The sequence below is a fragment of the Photobacterium sp. GB-72 genome (assembly GCF_003026095.1).
Classification (GTDB): domain Bacteria; phylum Pseudomonadota; class Gammaproteobacteria; order Enterobacterales; family Vibrionaceae; genus Photobacterium.
In genome coordinates, this window is record NZ_PYNV01000030.1 from 12,802 (window position 1) to 27,624 (window position 14,823).

Sequence of the window (14,823 nt, forward strand, 5' to 3'; positions counted from 1 at the left end):
TCAAACCTTCACCGCCAACGTAATACCTAAAAGTGACAGAGGATTACATGAAAACGAAGGTTTTTTTACGGTATACTTGTACCAATTTTAGTGATTTTGCAATTTTAATTGAGTTGCGTAACGAGCGAGTAGCACCACATGTTCGAAAATTTAACCGAGCGTTTATCGCGAACGCTTAAAAATGTCAGCGGCCGTGGTCGCCTTACGGATGACAACATCAAGGATACTTTGCGTGAAGTGCGCATGGCATTACTCGAGGCTGATGTTGCGCTGCCCGTTGTTCGTGAATTCGTTAAGCGTGTAAAAGAGCGCGCTGTTGGTACTGAAGTATCAAAAAGTTTAACGCCAGGTCAAGAATTCATCAAAATCGTTCAAGCTGAACTTGAAGCGGTGATGGGTGAAGAAAACGAAGGCTTGGATTTAAGTTGCCAACCGCCAGCAGTTATTTTAATGGCAGGTTTACAAGGTGCAGGTAAAACAACCAGCGTCGGTAAATTAGGTAAGCTATTAAAAGAGCGTGATAGTAAAAAAGTATTGGTTGTTTCTGCCGACGTATACCGTCCAGCGGCAATCAAGCAGCTTGAGACGCTAGCGGGTGATGTTGGTATTGATTTCTTCCCATCAAACGTAGAGCAGAAACCTGTCGAGATCGCAAAAGCGGCGCTTGAGCACGGTAAGCTTAAATTCTACGATGTGGTGATTGTCGATACAGCGGGTCGTCTTCACGTTGATGAAGAGATGATGGATGAAATTAAAGACGTCCATAAAACATTAAATCCTGTTGAGACATTGTTCGTGGTTGATGCCATGACAGGTCAAGATGCGGCAAACACAGCTAAAGCCTTTAATGATGCATTGCCACTAACGGGTGTGATCTTAACCAAGGTGGATGGTGATGCCCGTGGTGGTGCTGCGTTATCAGTACGTCATATTACTGGTAAGCCAATTAAATTTTTAGGTGTTGGTGAAAAAACTGACGCACTAGAGCCGTTCCATCCAAACCGTGTTGCTTCTCGTATCTTAGGTATGGGTGACGTTCTTTCTTTAATCGAAGATTTAGAACGTAACGTTGATAAGCAAGAAGCGGAAAAACTGGCGAAGAAATTCAAAGACAAAAAAGGCTTCGATTTAGAAGACTTCCGTAGCCAGCTTCAACAAATGAAAAACATGGGCGGTATGATGGGAATGCTTGATAAGCTTCCGGGTATGTCACAACTACCGTCTGATGTGAAAGATAAAGTGGACGATAAAGTGTTCGTTCAAATGGAAGCTATCATTAATTCAATGACCAAAGGTGAGCGTGCGCATCCTGAACTTATCAAAGGTTCACGTAAAAAGCGTATTGCTGCAGGTTCAGGTACACAAGTACAAGATGTGAACCGTTTATTGAAGCAATTTACCCAAATGCAGAAGATGATGAAGAAAATGCAAAAGGGTGGAATGAAGAATATGATGCGCCAAATGAAGGGTATGATGCCTGGTGGCGGAATGTTCCCTGGACGCTAATCCCATAATTTTAAAAGATTTTAAAGTCGATTGGTTATTTTACTGGCGAAAAAGTAACTAAAGCAGTTGCATTCGTCGTTCTAAAGAGTAAAATTCCGAGGCTTTATTTTGGCACGGGCCCCGTTTTTTAAGCGGGGCCAATTTAATTTACAGTAATGCAAAGAGGACGATATGGTAACCATTCGTTTGGCACGTCACGGCGCTAAGAAGCGTCCATTCTATCAAATCGTTGTTGCTGACTCACGTTGTTCACGTGACGGTCGTAACATCGAGCAAATCGGTTTCTTCAACCCACTAGCTAAGGGTCAAGAAGAGCGTCTACGTTTAGACCTAGATCGCGTAAACCACTGGGTAGGTCAAGGCGCTTCTGTGACTGACCGCGCAGCAAAACTAATCAAAGATGCAGCGAAAGCAGCTTAATTTGATTATTAAGGTAGAAGAGAAACGATGAGCAATAAAAACCAAGACCACATTATTGTCGGTAAACTGGGTGCCACCTACGGTATCAAGGGTTGGCTCAAAGTTTTTTCCTACACCGAACAATCTGAAAGCATTTTCTCTTACACCCCTTGGCTTATTAAAGTTAAAGGTGAGTGGAAAGAGATCCATGTTGAATCATGGAAACGCCATGGCCAAGGTCTGGTGGCTAAGCTAGAAGGTATGGATATCCGCGAGGATGCCCAAGTTTTCACTAACGCTGAAGTCGCTGTATTGGCTGAGCAATTACCAGCATTGTCAGATGAAGAATTCTACTGGCGTGAGTTGTTTGGTATGTCTGTATTCACTACCGAAGGTTACGACCTAGGTAAGGTGACAGACATCCTGGAAACAGGTTCAAACGACGTGTTAGTTGTTAAGGCGAATTTAAAAGATGCTTTCGGGCAGAAGGAACGATTAATTCCGTTCCTCGATGAGCAGGTCATCAAGTTGATTGATCGCACTGCTCAGCGGATCGAAGTTGACTGGGATCCTGAGTTTTAACCTCCGGTAATAAGGTGAGTAACATGTGGGTTGGTGTAATCAGCCTTTTTCCTGAAATGTTCTCTTCCATTACCAATTTTGGGGTAACAGGCCAGGCGGTAAAAAAAGGCCTTTTGACTGTTGATACGTGGAATCCTCGTGATTTTACGCTCGACAAACATCGTACGGTAGATGATCGACCATACGGTGGTGGACCGGGTATGTTGATGATGGTACAGCCTTTGCGCGATGCCATTCACACTGCCAAACAGTCTGCAAAAGGTAAGGCTAAAGTAATCTACCTTTCCCCTCAGGGCCGTAAGCTGGATCAGGCTGGTGTTGAGGAGTTAGCGCAAAATGAGAATCTGATTCTTATTTGTGGTCGCTATGAAGGGGTTGATGAGCGCATTATCCAACAAGAGGTAGACGAAGAATGGTCTATCGGCGATTTTGTGTTAACGGGTGGTGAACTACCTGCTATGACGTTGGTGGATGCAGTTGTTCGGTTTGTTCCGGGCGTACTGGGAGACTTTGCGTCAGCAGAAGAAGATTCTTTTGCAAATGGCTTGCTAGATTGTCCTCATTACACAAGACCAGAATTGTTGGACGGGCAGGAAGTACCTTCGGTATTAATGTCTGGCAATCATAAAGAGATTAGTCGCTGGCGATTAAAACAATCGCTAGGCCGTACATGGCTAAGAAGACCAGAGCTCCTGGAAAACCTAGCTCTGACTGACGATCAGGAATTCTTGCTAGCGGAATTTATCCGTGAACATAAAGCAAGCATTTAATTAATTTAGTATCAGTTTATTCTAGGGTATATACCAAATGAGTAACATCATTAAAGCTCTTGAGCAAGAGCAACTAAAAACAGACCTACCGACTTTCGCACCAGGTGACACTGTTGTTGTTCAAGTTAAGGTAAAAGAAGGTGACCGTGAGCGTCTACAGGCTTTTGAAGGCGTTGTAATCGCAATCCGTAACCGTGGTCTACATTCTGCATTTACTGTTCGTAAAATTTCGAACGGTGAAGGTGTTGAGCGTGCGTTCCAAACTCACTCTCCAGTAGTTGACAGCATTACTGTTAAACGTCGTGGTGCAGTACGTCGTGCCAAGTTGTACTACCTACGTGAGCGTTCTGGTAAATCAGCACGTATCCGTGAGAAGCTATCTAAGTAATAGCTTTAAACGCTTGACGTTTAATCGAAAAGCCCACCGAAAGGTGGGCTTTTTTATATCTGTAAATTATCAATTGGGTAGCTTTAGGGTGAATGAGTATTTAAACAGATGAAAAGCGCTGTATATTTACTGAACAGACTCTAATTAAGTACAATGTTTGCACTATTATGCTAGGTTAGATTGAGAACATATTGTATAAAATTCATAGCGAGTTAGAGGCTGAATAACACTACGTTTTTTTGCTTCTCAAAACTCCTCGATTTGATAACCAAGGAAAAGTTATGAAAGTACTTCCTCTTTTGACTCTCTCTTCTGTTGTGCTTCTATCTGGCTGTGTCACACAGTCCTCTTTAATCAGCAAAGGAAACTTTGAACAGCTCGGTTTCTATGACGGTGCTGGTGGTCGAATTGCGCTAACAACTACACAACTTGATAAAATCTCAGATAAATATGACGCGATGGAAACACCTAATCATCAAGAGTATCTGCAAGGTTATAATAAAGGTCGTGATAATTACTGCTCTATTGAACATGTATTGCAGCTAGGTGAGCAAGGAAAAGTGAATTGGGGAATTTGTGAATATCGTCGTGAGGTCCCACTTTTTAAAGCTAAATGGCAGCAAGGGTTTGAACGCTATGGGACAATGGAGCCACGCTTTTAAGTAAATACGCTCATTTAAAGCAACTATTATTATTTTAAATAACGTTTAAGCTAGCGATAAAAGTGTTTTTCTTATACAAAACACCACCTGTAAATATTTATTTACAGGTGGTGTTTTTTATTTACACCACTATTGCAATAGGTCATCAAGACTTGTTATGTTTGTTGGCACAATGTTACTAATGGATATAGTGATAACGAAACAGGGATTGTGTTTCGCGCTAACGAATCAATGACAAGGATGCCACTATGCAAAAAGACCAACTCAATAACGTTCATATCGAAGATGAATCTGTTCTCATTACGCCAGCAAAGTTGAAACAAGACTTATCTGCCTCTAAACAAGCGTTGTCTTTTGTGGAGCAATCACGTCAAACCATCGCCGATATTATTCATAAGCGCGATCATCGTTTATTGGTCGTGTGTGGACCTTGTTCGATTCATGATGTTGAGCAAGCAAAAGCTTATGGGCAGAAGTTAAAGCAGTTGGCAGAAGAGCTTAGCGATCAACTCTATATTGTGATGCGAGTCTATTTTGAAAAACCACGCACTACAGTTGGATGGAAAGGCTTAATTAACGACCCGTACATTAATGGTTCATTTGCTGTTGAAGAAGGTTTGCATATTGGCCGTCAGCTATTAATTGACTTAGTTGAAGAGGGCATTCCTTTAGCGACCGAAGCACTTGATCCGATTAGTCCGCAATATTTAGGTGATTTATTTAGTTGGGCAGCCATTGGTGCACGTACGACGGAATCACAAACCCACCGTGAAATGGCAAGTGGGCTATCAATGCCAGTAGGCTTTAAAAATGGTACTGATGGTAGCCTGGCAACAGCGATTAATGCGATGCAAGCGGCAGCGTCAGGTCATAAATTTATGGGAATTAACCCTGATGGACAAGTTGCACTGCTAAATACGGAAGGTAACCCTGACGGTCATGTTATTTTACGTGGTGGTAAGCAAACTAATTACGATTCAGTGTCAGTTAGAGAGTGTGAAAACGAGATGGTCGGATCAGGTCTTTCACCAGCCTTAATGGTAGACTGTAGCCATGCTAATTCTCGTAAAGATTATCGTCGCCAACCTTTGGTAGCTGAAGATGTAATTCATCAGATCCGAGAAGGAAATCAGTCTATTATAGGGTTGATGATCGAAAGCCATCTTGATGAAGGGAACCAGAGTGCCGATCTTCCTCGAGATGAAATGAAGTACGGCGTATCGATAACTGATGCATGTATTAGTTGGGACACCACCGAGAAATTATTGCGTCAGGCACATAAGGAATTGGTGCCGTTCTTACAAGATCGAATTAAATAATTACGGATAAAAAGAAATCATGGTTGCTGAGTTAAGCAAATTAAGAGATCAAATTGATGATGTAGATCGTCAAATGGTTGAGTTATTGGCTCAACGACTCGCGTTAGTTGAGCAGGTCGGCGTCGTTAAAAGTCAGCATGGCTTACCGATCTATGCCCCAGATCGTGAAGCGGCAATGTTGGCATCTCGTCGCGAAGAGGCGGAACGTCAAGGGGTCCCTGCGGATCTTATCGAAGATGTACTTCGTCGAACGATGCGTGAATCTTATTCGAGTGAAAACGATTCTGGTTTTAAATGTTTAAATCCACAATTGCGACCAATTGTTATTGTTGGTGGCCATGGACAGTTAGGTAAATTGTTTTGTCGTCTGTTTGAACTGTCGGGTTACCAAGTTAAAACATTAGGTAGCCAAGATTGGGATCGTGCCGATGAAATATTGCATGATGCAGGTATGGTCGTTGTTTCTGTTCCTATCCATTTAACAGAGATGGTGATTGCGAAACTCGATAATTTACCTAAAGACTGTTTACTTGCTGACTTAACATCGATTAAAAGTGGTCCATTACAAGCGATGTTAGAAGTGCATAAAGGCCCTGTAGTTGGGTTACACCCAATGTTTGGTCCTGATATTCCAAGTCTGGCAAAGCAGGTGATTGTGTACTGTGATGGGCGAAATCCAGAAAGCTACCAATGGCTGTTGGAGCAGTTTCAAATTTGGGGCGCAACGCTAAATCGTATTAGTGCGATTGAGCACGATCAGGGGATGACTTTGATCCAAGCATTACGTCACTTTACGTCGTTTGTTTACGGTGTTCATCTTGCAGAAGAAGATCCTAAGCTAGAGCAGTTAATGTCGTTAAGCTCACCAATCTATCGCTTAGAACTCGCGATGGTTGGGCGTCTATTTGCTCAAGATGCGCAATTGTACGGTGACATTATTATGTCGGCACCACAGAATATTGCGATGATCAAACGTTTCCATCAGCGCTTTGGTGAAGCGATTGAAATGCTAGATGCCCAAGACAAAGATGCGTTTAAACAAGCCTTTGGTCAGGTATCAGGATGGTTTGGCGATTACGCTGAACATTTTTTAGCAGAGAGCCAGGGACTGCTTAGGCAGGCGAACGATTCAACTCACCGTAAATCGTAGTTAATTTTCTGATAGTTCAAAATAAAAGAGCCCGTTATGTCATTATTACTCGAAAGAGAATGTCATAACGGGTTTTTTGTTATTCGTACTTTTTTTAGTCGAGGAGCTCAACTTCTGTTGGCGCGACATTTTCACTTGGATAACAGCCTAATACTTTAATAAAGCGAGTTAGGCGGGTGAGTTCTTCTAGCGCTTGTTGCATCACGTCTGATTTAAGATTGACCTCAACATCCACATAGAACATTTCTTCCCATGGGTTGCCAATAACAGGGCGTGATTCCAGCTTACTCATATTGATATTAAGATTTCTCAGCACCAGTAAACATTCAACTAATGAACCTGCTTTTTGTGCTGTCGACATAATTAAAGTGGTTTTTGCTGGGATCAAGGATGTCACATCAACAGGTTTACGTGCTACGACAATAAAGCGGGTGAAGTTTTCTTGCTGATTGGCAATATCTGATTTAATGGAGGTTAAACCATACAATTCGCCGCTAGATGCATTACCAATAGCTGCAACATTCGGTTGTTTTAGCTCTGCAACTTGCTCCATCGCTTCAGCGGTACTTGAACAATATTCTTGTTTTATGCTCCCCATACTATGAAGGAACTCGCTACATTGTTGGTGTGGCTGTGGATGAGAATACAAGGTATCAATATGTTCAAGTTTCGTATCGACAGCTGTAAGTAGGCAATGTTCGATAGGTTGGGTTATCTCGCCCACAATAGAAAGACTTGTGTGTTGTAGTAAATCATACACTTCATTGATTGAGCCTGAGCTGGTATTTTCAATTGGTAAGACACCATAATCAGCATTACCTGTTTCTACAGTATTGAAAATATCGCGAAAAGTAGAACAACTCAGCTCAACTAGATCGGTTTGTTTACGGCTAAAATAATTTCGGCTAGCTAAGTAAGAGTATGAGCCTTTAGCACCAAGAAAAGCGACACGAGCAGTTGGATTCGCACTATCTGGGTTGGCGAGTTTTTGTAGGTAAGCCTGTTGAAATAATACGGAGTCTTCAATTATGGTATGGAAGATCTGCGTAACATATTGAGCATCTAATTGATGACGCTTGCCACTTTCTATCAGTTTTAAAAGTAATTCGTGTTCACGTGTTTGATCGCGTACAGGTTTTGCGGTGCTAATTTTACTTTTAGCCACCTCTAAACTAAGCGCTCTTCGCTCTGCCAGTAGTTCAAGTAAAGCGTTATCAATACGACTGACATTTTGACGAATGTCATCGAGAGAATAGCGAGTATCGGTCATTGGCGTCCCTATCTGATTTCCGAGTATAGCGATAGCTTATATCGTTGTTTACCTTTCATATCATGCTAATGTGAACTGATATGAAAGAGTTGATGAATAGATAAGCTTTGATGATATAAGCGAATTGGTCATTTTTTATCTTTAGCCACATTATGCAGCACACTATTTATTGTCAAGTAGATTAGTGGCTAGTGCTAAGAATGGAAATAATAAGGGAAGATCCCTATTGTTATGTTGAGATAATCAGAACAGTATTGCTTAAAACAAACAGCCCCGCATAAGCGGGGCTGTTTTAAAAATCCTTATGATATTCTAGTATGCGTCGTCTAACTCAACTTCATCTAGCTCTACTTCGTCTTCAGCCACTTCTGGCTTTTCACTATGGCTCGCACGACGAGCATTAGGTTTGTGAGCTTGTTTTTTCAACTGTCGGTCAAGCTTTTGGTAAAGCTCTGTAATCGCACCAAACAGGTCGTCATGCTCTGCAGAAGCAACGAGTTGTCCTCCAGCAATGTTTACTGCAGCCTCGACTTTAAATTGCTTGCTTGGCTCTTTGCTAATCACAACATGCTTTTTGATTAGCGGCACCTGAAGTTTTTCTAACTTATTGAACTTAAATTCAAAACGCTCACGGATAGCCGGGGTGATATCGATGTTTTTACCAGTGATTTCTAATGTCATAATTATCTTCCTCGTTTGCTACCCTTCGTTGGGTTGAATTCAGATTACTAAATCTAGAACTTAATAATGTGACCTGCGTCACATTATAGCCTTTAATAATTATCAGCAAAAAAATCTGTGATCATCTTGGGTTTGTAGCAAAAAAGTTTATAAAAAGTACTTGAGGTGAGAATAATATTTAAGGCAGTATGAAGGAAGGTGAAATGCTGGTGGCTAGTGCTAACTAGGGGTTTTATATAATAATTTTAATGCGATGAGTGTTTTTTAGTCATTGTAACTAGTCAGTGTAGCGATAAAAATCATTAATTAATGTTAAAATTTAAACACTATTTTAAATATAAAAAATGGCAGCTTATTTTTAAGCTGCCATTTTTTTATGAAATAAAGTGCACTACTGGTTAGTTGGCTGGGTTTAATTTCATTAATTTATCGGTGCGTTCAACTTCTTTTTGCAAGTTCAGCTTTTCATAAGCTGTTTTTTCCAGCGCTAATGATTGGCGTGCAGCTTCCGTATCAGGGTATAAACGTTGTACTTGCTGACAACGGTTAATTGCTGCAATCCATGCTCCACGACGAATATAGAAATCCGCAGTAGCTAAATCATAATTCGCTAAACGGTTTTTCAAAAAGATCATACGTGCTTTAGCATCTGCACCATATTCACTTTCAGGGTAACGCTCTAAAAGGTATTTAAAATCCTTGAAGGCTTGGCGTGATGGTGTTGGATCACGGTCAAATCGATTGATATTAAACATATCATGCATAAAGCTACGATCTTGAGCCATATGTGTTAAACCACTCATATACACAACCCAGTCAGCTTGTGGATTATCAGGGTTTAAACGTAAAAAGCGTTCAATCGTTGCTTCACCTAGTGCTAAATCATCACTTTTATAGTAAGCATAAATAAGATCTAGCTGTACTTGATCGGAATAAGCACCAAATGGGTAACGTGAATCTAGCGCTTCCAATTGTTCGATAGCCGATGTCCAATTTCCCTTTTGCAAAGCGGTCTGTGCTGATGCATATAAGTTTGATGGTGGCACATCTGGTATTACTTCTTCTTTACTCGAACAGCCTGAAAGAAGGGCTACGGCAAGAAGAGTCGTGATTGTCAGGCGTTTCATTGCGGCGTTAGTTTCCTTGATAAAAATTTTATTTTGCTCGATCCATTACGGTTAGAGCCGTTAACAGATACAATGACACTATATAGGTTACATCAAGCATAGTTTAAAGCTTGGTCCATTTTACGCAGCGTATGACAATTAGTCTCACGCTTTTTTAAAAAGTTCGCTATGGCACAGCAAATAGAATTGACAAACACAGTTGGTGAAAACCAATTAGGCATGCGCCTGGATCAGGTTATTGCTCAATTATATCCAGATTATTCGCGTTCGCGCATTAAAGATTGGATTTTAAACGGTATGGTTTCAGTGAATGGCGATGTCGTCAAGAAACCTCGTGAAAAAATGATGGGTGGCGAAGAGCTATTTATCCAAGCTGAGATCGAAGATGAAGTGCGTTGGGTTGCACAGGATATTCCTCTCGACATCGTTTACGAAGATGATGACATTCTTGTTATCAATAAACCTCGTGACTTTGTTGTTCACCCAGGCGCGGGTACGCCAGATGGTACGGTTCTGAATGCATTGCTGCATCATTGCCCATCTCTGGCTGAAGTTCCACGTGCGGGTATCGTTCACCGATTGGATAAAGATACTACCGGTTTAATGGTGGTTGCTAAAACGATTCAAGCACAAACGCGTTTAGTTCGTGCACTACAAAAGCGTAAGATTACGCGTGAGTATGAAGCGTTAGCTATCGGTCAGATGACAGGTGGTGGCACGATTGAAAAGCCAATTGGTCGCCACTCAACTAAGCGTATCTGTATGGCAGTACATGAAATGGGTAAAGATGCGATCACCCATTACCGTGTTGCTGAACGTTTCCGTGAACATACACGTATTGTATTACGTCTTGAAACGGGCCGTACGCACCAGATCCGTGTTCATATGTCATACATGAGCCACCCTTTAATTGGTGACGTGATTTATGGTGGTCGTCCTCGTCCGCCACGTGATGCATCTCCTGAATTTATTCAGGCACTGCGTGCGTTTGATCGACAAGCACTGCATGCACGTATGCTGCGATTAGATCACCCGATCACCGGTGAGAAGATGGAATGGCATGCACCGCTACCAATTGATATGGTGGCAATGATTGATATTTTGCGTAAAGACACGCAAGAAAATAACGAAGACGATTATTAATGAAAGTCATTATTCCTAACTGGCCAGCCTCGAAACATGTGCACGCGATAAGTACGACCCGTTTAGGTGGTGTTAGTGCAGCTCCATATCATGAATTGAATTTAGGGCTACATGTTGGGGATGATGAAGCTGTTGTTAATCAAAACCGTGAATTGTTGAAACAACATTGTGGTCTTGTGGATTCTCCTGCATGGTTGAATCAAATCCACAGTGCTGATGTGATTGAGCTTAATGCTGAACTTTCATCAGTACCAGATGCTGATGGTAGCTTTACTCGTTCTCCGGGATTAGCCTGTGCCATCATGACTGCTGACTGTTTACCTGTTTTATTTTGCGATAAGCAAGGAACAGAAGTTGCTGCGGTTCATGCCGGATGGCGAGGACTGGCTACAGGTGTGATTGAGCACGCAGTGGAAAAATTTCACTGTAACGCAGCCGATATTATGGCGTGGTTAGGTCCAGCTATTGGGCCTAACGCATTTGAGGTCGGTGGTGAAGTGCGAGAACAATTTATGGCTGCCGATCCGAATGCCGAATGTGCTTTTATTCCGCATGGTGAGAAATGGTTGGCTGATTTGTATTTACTAGCAAAGCAGCGTTTGAATCGATTAGGTATCACAGCTGTTTATGGTGGAGAGTATTGTACTTTTACTGATGAACAGCAGTTTTATTCCTATCGACGGCAAGCGGTAACAGGTCGTCAGGCCTCATTGATTTGGTTAGCGGATAACAAATAGCACGTAATTGGTTAACGTCGTTAATTATTGCTAAGCGAGTGATCTTCATAAAGATCGCTCGCTTTTTTTTTGCAGCATTATATTGCGATTTATAGAGTTGAAAAATACCTGTTAAGTATCCATATATATAGCATTAGTTTATTTATATTTATTGGGAGAACTTATGCGTCTTGACCGATTCACCAGCAAATTTCAATCGGCAATATCTGATGCTCAGTCGCTGGCTCTAGGACGAGACCATCAGTATATCGAGCCTGCACACCTTATGGTGGCTTTGCTTAATCAAGATGGTAGTACTGTGCGTCCGTTGCTCACCCTTTTGAACATCGATATTACCCAGTTACGTTCACGCTTAGCTGAACTATTAGATCGCATGCCTAAAGTAACAGGTATTGGTGGTGAAGTTCAGCTTTCACATGGTATGGGCGTACTGCTTAATATGTGCGATAAGTTGGCACAAAAGCGGAAAGATAAATTTATTTCTTCTGAGCTGTTTATTTTAGCGGCAGCTGAAGATAAAGGCCCATTGGGTGAGTTATTTAAAGAATTAGGTTTAACGGCGAAAAATATTGAACAAGCGATTGATCAAGTTCGTGGTGGACAAAAAGTCGATGATCCTAATGCTGAAGAAAATCGCCAAGCTCTAGAGAAGTACACGATCGATTTAACCGAACGTGCAGAGCAGGGCAAATTAGATCCTGTTATCGGTCGTGACGATGAAATTCGCCGTACTATTCAAGTATTGCAACGCCGTACCAAAAATAACCCAGTGATCATCGGTGAGCCAGGGGTTGGTAAAACAGCCATCGTTGAAGGATTAGCACAACGTATTGTTAACGGTGAAGTACCTGAAGGCTTGCGTGATAAGCGTGTCCTTTCTCTCGATATGGGCTCATTGATTGCGGGTGCAAAATTCCGTGGTGAATTTGAAGAGCGCTTAAAAGCGGTACTTAACGAATTATCGCAAGAAGATGGCCGTGTGATTTTGTTCATCGATGAAATTCACACTATGGTTGGTGCGGGTAAAGGCGAAGGCTCAATGGATGCCGGTAACATGCTAAAACCTGCATTGGCACGTGGTGAGCTTCATTGTGTCGGTGCTACAACATTAGATGAATACCGTCAGTATATTGAGAAAGATGCGGCACTTGAACGTCGTTTCCAAAAAGTGCTGGTGGATGAACCTAGTGTTGAAGATACCATTGCAATTCTTCGTGGTTTGAAAGAGCGTTACGAGCTTCATCACCATGTAGAAATTACCGATCCTGCGATTGTAGCAGCAGCAACATTGTCACATCGTTATATTTCAGATCGTCAGTTACCTGATAAAGCAATTGATCTTATTGATGAAGCGGCATCAAGCATTCGTATGCAGATTGATTCAAAGCCCGAATCATTAGATCGTCTTGAGCGTCGTATTATTCAGCTTAAGATTGAACAGCAAGCGCTAGAAAAAGAAGATGATGCCGCAAGTAATAAACGTCTCAGTGATTTGCTTGAAGAGCTAGATCTAAAAGAGCGCGAATATGCAGAGCTTGAAGAAGTGTGGAATGCTGAAAAAGCAGCACTGTCAGGTACTCAACATATTAAAGCAGAGCTTGAACAAGCACGTACTGATGTGGAAATTGCTCGCCGTGCTGGCGATTTAAACCGTATGTCAGAGTTACAATATGGTCGTATTCCTGAGTTAGAGAAGCAGCTAGATCTTGCCGCGCAAGCAGAAATGCAAGAAATGACCTTGTTGAAAAACAAAGTGACTGATACTGAAATTGCCGATGTTTTATCAAAAGCGACAGGTATTCCTGTATCAAAAATGCTTGAAGGTGAGCGTGATAAATTGCTTCGTATGGAAGACGAATTACACCATCGTGTCATTGGTCAAGATGAAGCGGTCGTTGCTGTTGCGAATGCTATTCGTCGTAGCCGTGCAGGTCTTGCTGATCCGCAACGTCCAATTGGCTCTTTCTTATTCTTAGGCCCAACAGGTGTAGGTAAAACAGAGCTCTGTAAATCACTGGCAAACTTTATGTTTGATAGTGAAGAAGCAATGGTTCGAATCGACATGTCCGAGTTTATGGAGAAGCACTCAGTCGCGCGTCTAGTGGGTGCGCCTCCAGGTTACGTCGGTTACGAAGAAGGTGGTTACCTAACAGAAGCGGTTCGTCGTCGTCCATATTCAGTAGTATTACTGGACGAAGTCGAAAAAGCACACCCTGATGTGTTCAATATCTTACTTCAAGTATTAGATGACGGTCGTTTAACTGATGGTCAAGGTCGAACAGTAGATTTCCGTAATACGGTGATCATCATGACATCGAACTTGGGCTCAGATCGTATTCAAGAGCATTTCGGAAACCTTGACTATGAGGGGATCAAAGCACTTGTAATGGAAGTTGTTGGACAACACTTCCGCCCTGAGTTTATTAACCGTGTTGATGAAACCGTTGTGTTCCATCCACTGGGTAAAGAAAATATCAAGAATATTGCAAGTATTCAGCTTGAGCGATTGAAAAAACGCCTTGCTGAAAAAGACTTCCGTCTAGATGTTGAAGACAGTGCGTTAGATATGATTGCTGAAGCTGGATTTGATCCTGTTTATGGTGCGCGTCCATTGAAACGTGCGATACAGCAATATATTGAAAACCCATTAGCGCAAGACTTGTTATCAGGTAAATTTGTTCCGGGTAAAGTGATAACACTGTCTGTGAAAGATGATGTAATTGTTGCTGAGCAAATTTAATTCCTTCATTTAATCACTATGACTAAACGCCCCACATTGAAGTGGGGCGTTTTTTATCTAATGAAAAGAGTATCTTTAGGTGGATTCTTGATCATTACAAGATGAATTGTTTAAGGATTGTTCAAACGCGCATTTTTCTTTAAAAAAGGGCTTGTCAGCAAAAAATCTCTCCCTATAATGCGACCTCACTGACACGGAGCAAGCCATTGGCTAGCAACCAAATCAGTATTGTTCTTTAACAATTTGACCATGCAATCTGTGTGGGCACTCGTTGAAAAGTTAAGTCGAAAGATTTATCAATGATACTAGTGACCAATACAAATAACTTCGGTTATTTGGCACAGTCAAT

At 41.8% G+C, this 14,823-nt stretch carries 14 protein-coding genes; 11 read left to right on the forward strand and 3 right to left on the reverse strand.

From position 1 onward, the window contains the following. The first annotated feature begins 138 nt into the window (after nt 1-138). The 8 genes from ffh to tyrA all read left to right on the forward strand — a co-directional run bounded on the left by ffh (nt 139) and on the right by tyrA (nt 6,776). Nucleotides 139-1,506 (forward strand): signal recognition particle protein, encoded by a 1,368-nt coding sequence (gene ffh / locus C9J40_RS21135; protein WP_005371527.1) that lies wholly within the window; start codon nt 139-141, stop codon nt 1,504-1,506. A gap of 171 nt (nt 1,507-1,677) precedes the next feature. Next, nucleotides 1,678-1,926 carry a 30S ribosomal protein S16 gene (gene rpsP / locus C9J40_RS21140; protein WP_005371529.1) on the forward strand — a complete coding sequence of 83 codons (249 nt, stop codon included), beginning with the start codon at nt 1,678-1,680 and terminating at the stop codon, nt 1,924-1,926. Nucleotides 1,927-1,953: 27 nt separating this feature from the next. Beyond that, entirely contained in the window at nt 1,954-2,487 is a 534-nt protein-coding gene (gene rimM / locus C9J40_RS21145) for a ribosome maturation factor RimM (RefSeq protein ID WP_005371530.1), read from the forward strand. A 23-nt stretch (nt 2,488-2,510) separates the two neighbouring features. Then, nucleotides 2,511-3,257, forward strand: coding sequence for a tRNA (guanosine(37)-N1)-methyltransferase TrmD (gene trmD / locus C9J40_RS21150; RefSeq protein ID WP_107208707.1), 747 nt, complete (start codon nt 2,511-2,513; stop codon nt 3,255-3,257). Between the two features lie 37 nt (nt 3,258-3,294). Next, complete coding sequence (gene rplS / locus C9J40_RS21155; protein ID WP_005371532.1) at nt 3,295-3,645, forward strand: 50S ribosomal protein L19; 351 nt, start codon at nt 3,295-3,297, stop codon at nt 3,643-3,645. Between the two features lie 281 nt (nt 3,646-3,926). Further along, entirely contained in the window at nt 3,927-4,307 is a 381-nt protein-coding gene (locus C9J40_RS21160; RefSeq protein ID WP_107208708.1) for a DUF2799 domain-containing protein, read from the forward strand. Between the two features lie 248 nt (nt 4,308-4,555). Next, complete coding sequence (locus C9J40_RS21165) at nt 4,556-5,626, forward strand: 3-deoxy-7-phosphoheptulonate synthase (protein WP_107208709.1); 1,071 nt, start codon at nt 4,556-4,558, stop codon at nt 5,624-5,626. A gap of 19 nt (nt 5,627-5,645) precedes the next feature. After that, nucleotides 5,646-6,776: a bifunctional chorismate mutase/prephenate dehydrogenase gene (gene tyrA / locus C9J40_RS21170; protein ID WP_107208710.1), complete on the forward strand. Its 1,131-nt coding sequence runs from the start codon at nt 5,646-5,648 to the stop codon at nt 6,774-6,776. Nucleotides 6,777-6,870: 94 nt separating this feature from the next. Here tyrA and pheA read toward each other — a convergent pair whose 3' ends face one another. From pheA to bamD, 3 genes are all read right to left on the reverse strand, one after another. Then, nucleotides 6,871-8,046, reverse strand: coding sequence for a prephenate dehydratase (pheA, locus tag C9J40_RS21175; protein WP_107208711.1), 1,176 nt, complete (start codon nt 8,044-8,046; stop codon nt 6,871-6,873). A gap of 312 nt (nt 8,047-8,358) precedes the next feature. Further along, entirely contained in the window at nt 8,359-8,727 is a 369-nt protein-coding gene (gene hpf, locus C9J40_RS21180; RefSeq protein WP_005371540.1) for a ribosome hibernation-promoting factor, HPF/YfiA family, read from the reverse strand. 398 nt (nt 8,728-9,125) lie between these two features. Next, nucleotides 9,126-9,854 (reverse strand): outer membrane protein assembly factor BamD, encoded by a 729-nt coding sequence (bamD, locus tag C9J40_RS21185; protein WP_107208712.1) that lies wholly within the window; start codon nt 9,852-9,854, stop codon nt 9,126-9,128. 168 nt (nt 9,855-10,022) lie between these two features. Between bamD and rluD the strand changes: the two genes are divergently transcribed. The 3 genes from rluD (at nt 10,023) to clpB (ending at nt 14,474) form a co-directional block, all read left to right on the forward strand. Next, nucleotides 10,023-10,997: a 23S rRNA pseudouridine(1911/1915/1917) synthase RluD gene (rluD, locus tag C9J40_RS21190; RefSeq protein WP_005371544.1), complete on the forward strand. Its 975-nt coding sequence runs from the start codon at nt 10,023-10,025 to the stop codon at nt 10,995-10,997. Further along, complete coding sequence (gene pgeF / locus C9J40_RS21195) at nt 10,997-11,734, forward strand: peptidoglycan editing factor PgeF (RefSeq protein WP_107247908.1); 738 nt, start codon at nt 10,997-10,999, stop codon at nt 11,732-11,734. The genes rluD and pgeF overlap by 1 nt, the downstream gene beginning before the upstream one ends. A 163-nt stretch (nt 11,735-11,897) precedes the next feature. Then, entirely contained in the window at nt 11,898-14,474 is a 2,577-nt protein-coding gene (gene clpB / locus C9J40_RS21200) for an ATP-dependent chaperone ClpB (RefSeq protein ID WP_107208714.1), read from the forward strand. The last annotated feature ends 349 nt before the right edge of the window (nt 14,475-14,823 follow it).

Bases quoted from the DNA above. Each gene is read 5' to 3' on its own strand.
- tyrA (WP_107208710.1), top strand. From the start codon at position 5,646: ATGGTTGCTGAGTTAAGCAAATTAAGAGATCAAATTGATGATGTAGAT.
- rplS (WP_005371532.1), top strand. From the start codon at position 3,295: ATGAGTAACATCATTAAAGCTCTTGAGCAAGAGCAACTAAAAACAGAC.
- ffh (WP_005371527.1), top strand. From the start codon at position 139: ATGTTCGAAAATTTAACCGAGCGTTTATCGCGAACGCTTAAAAATGTC.
- rpsP (WP_005371529.1), top strand. From the start codon at position 1,678: ATGGTAACCATTCGTTTGGCACGTCACGGCGCTAAGAAGCGTCCATTC.
- rluD (WP_005371544.1), top strand. From the start codon at position 10,023: ATGGCACAGCAAATAGAATTGACAAACACAGTTGGTGAAAACCAATTA.
- pgeF (WP_107247908.1), top strand. From the start codon at position 10,997: ATGAAAGTCATTATTCCTAACTGGCCAGCCTCGAAACATGTGCACGCG.
- clpB (WP_107208714.1), top strand. From the start codon at position 11,898: ATGCGTCTTGACCGATTCACCAGCAAATTTCAATCGGCAATATCTGAT.
- hpf (WP_005371540.1), bottom strand. From the start codon at position 8,727: ATGACATTAGAAATCACTGGTAAAAACATCGATATCACCCCGGCTATC.
- bamD (WP_107208712.1), bottom strand. From the start codon at position 9,854: ATGAAACGCCTGACAATCACGACTCTTCTTGCCGTAGCCCTTCTTTCA.
- trmD (WP_107208707.1), top strand. From the start codon at position 2,511: ATGTGGGTTGGTGTAATCAGCCTTTTTCCTGAAATGTTCTCTTCCATT.
- C9J40_RS21165 (WP_107208709.1), top strand. From the start codon at position 4,556: ATGCAAAAAGACCAACTCAATAACGTTCATATCGAAGATGAATCTGTT.
- pheA (WP_107208711.1), bottom strand. From the start codon at position 8,046: ATGACCGATACTCGCTATTCTCTCGATGACATTCGTCAAAATGTCAGT.
- rimM (WP_005371530.1), top strand. From the start codon at position 1,954: ATGAGCAATAAAAACCAAGACCACATTATTGTCGGTAAACTGGGTGCC.
- C9J40_RS21160 (WP_107208708.1), top strand. From the start codon at position 3,927: ATGAAAGTACTTCCTCTTTTGACTCTCTCTTCTGTTGTGCTTCTATCT.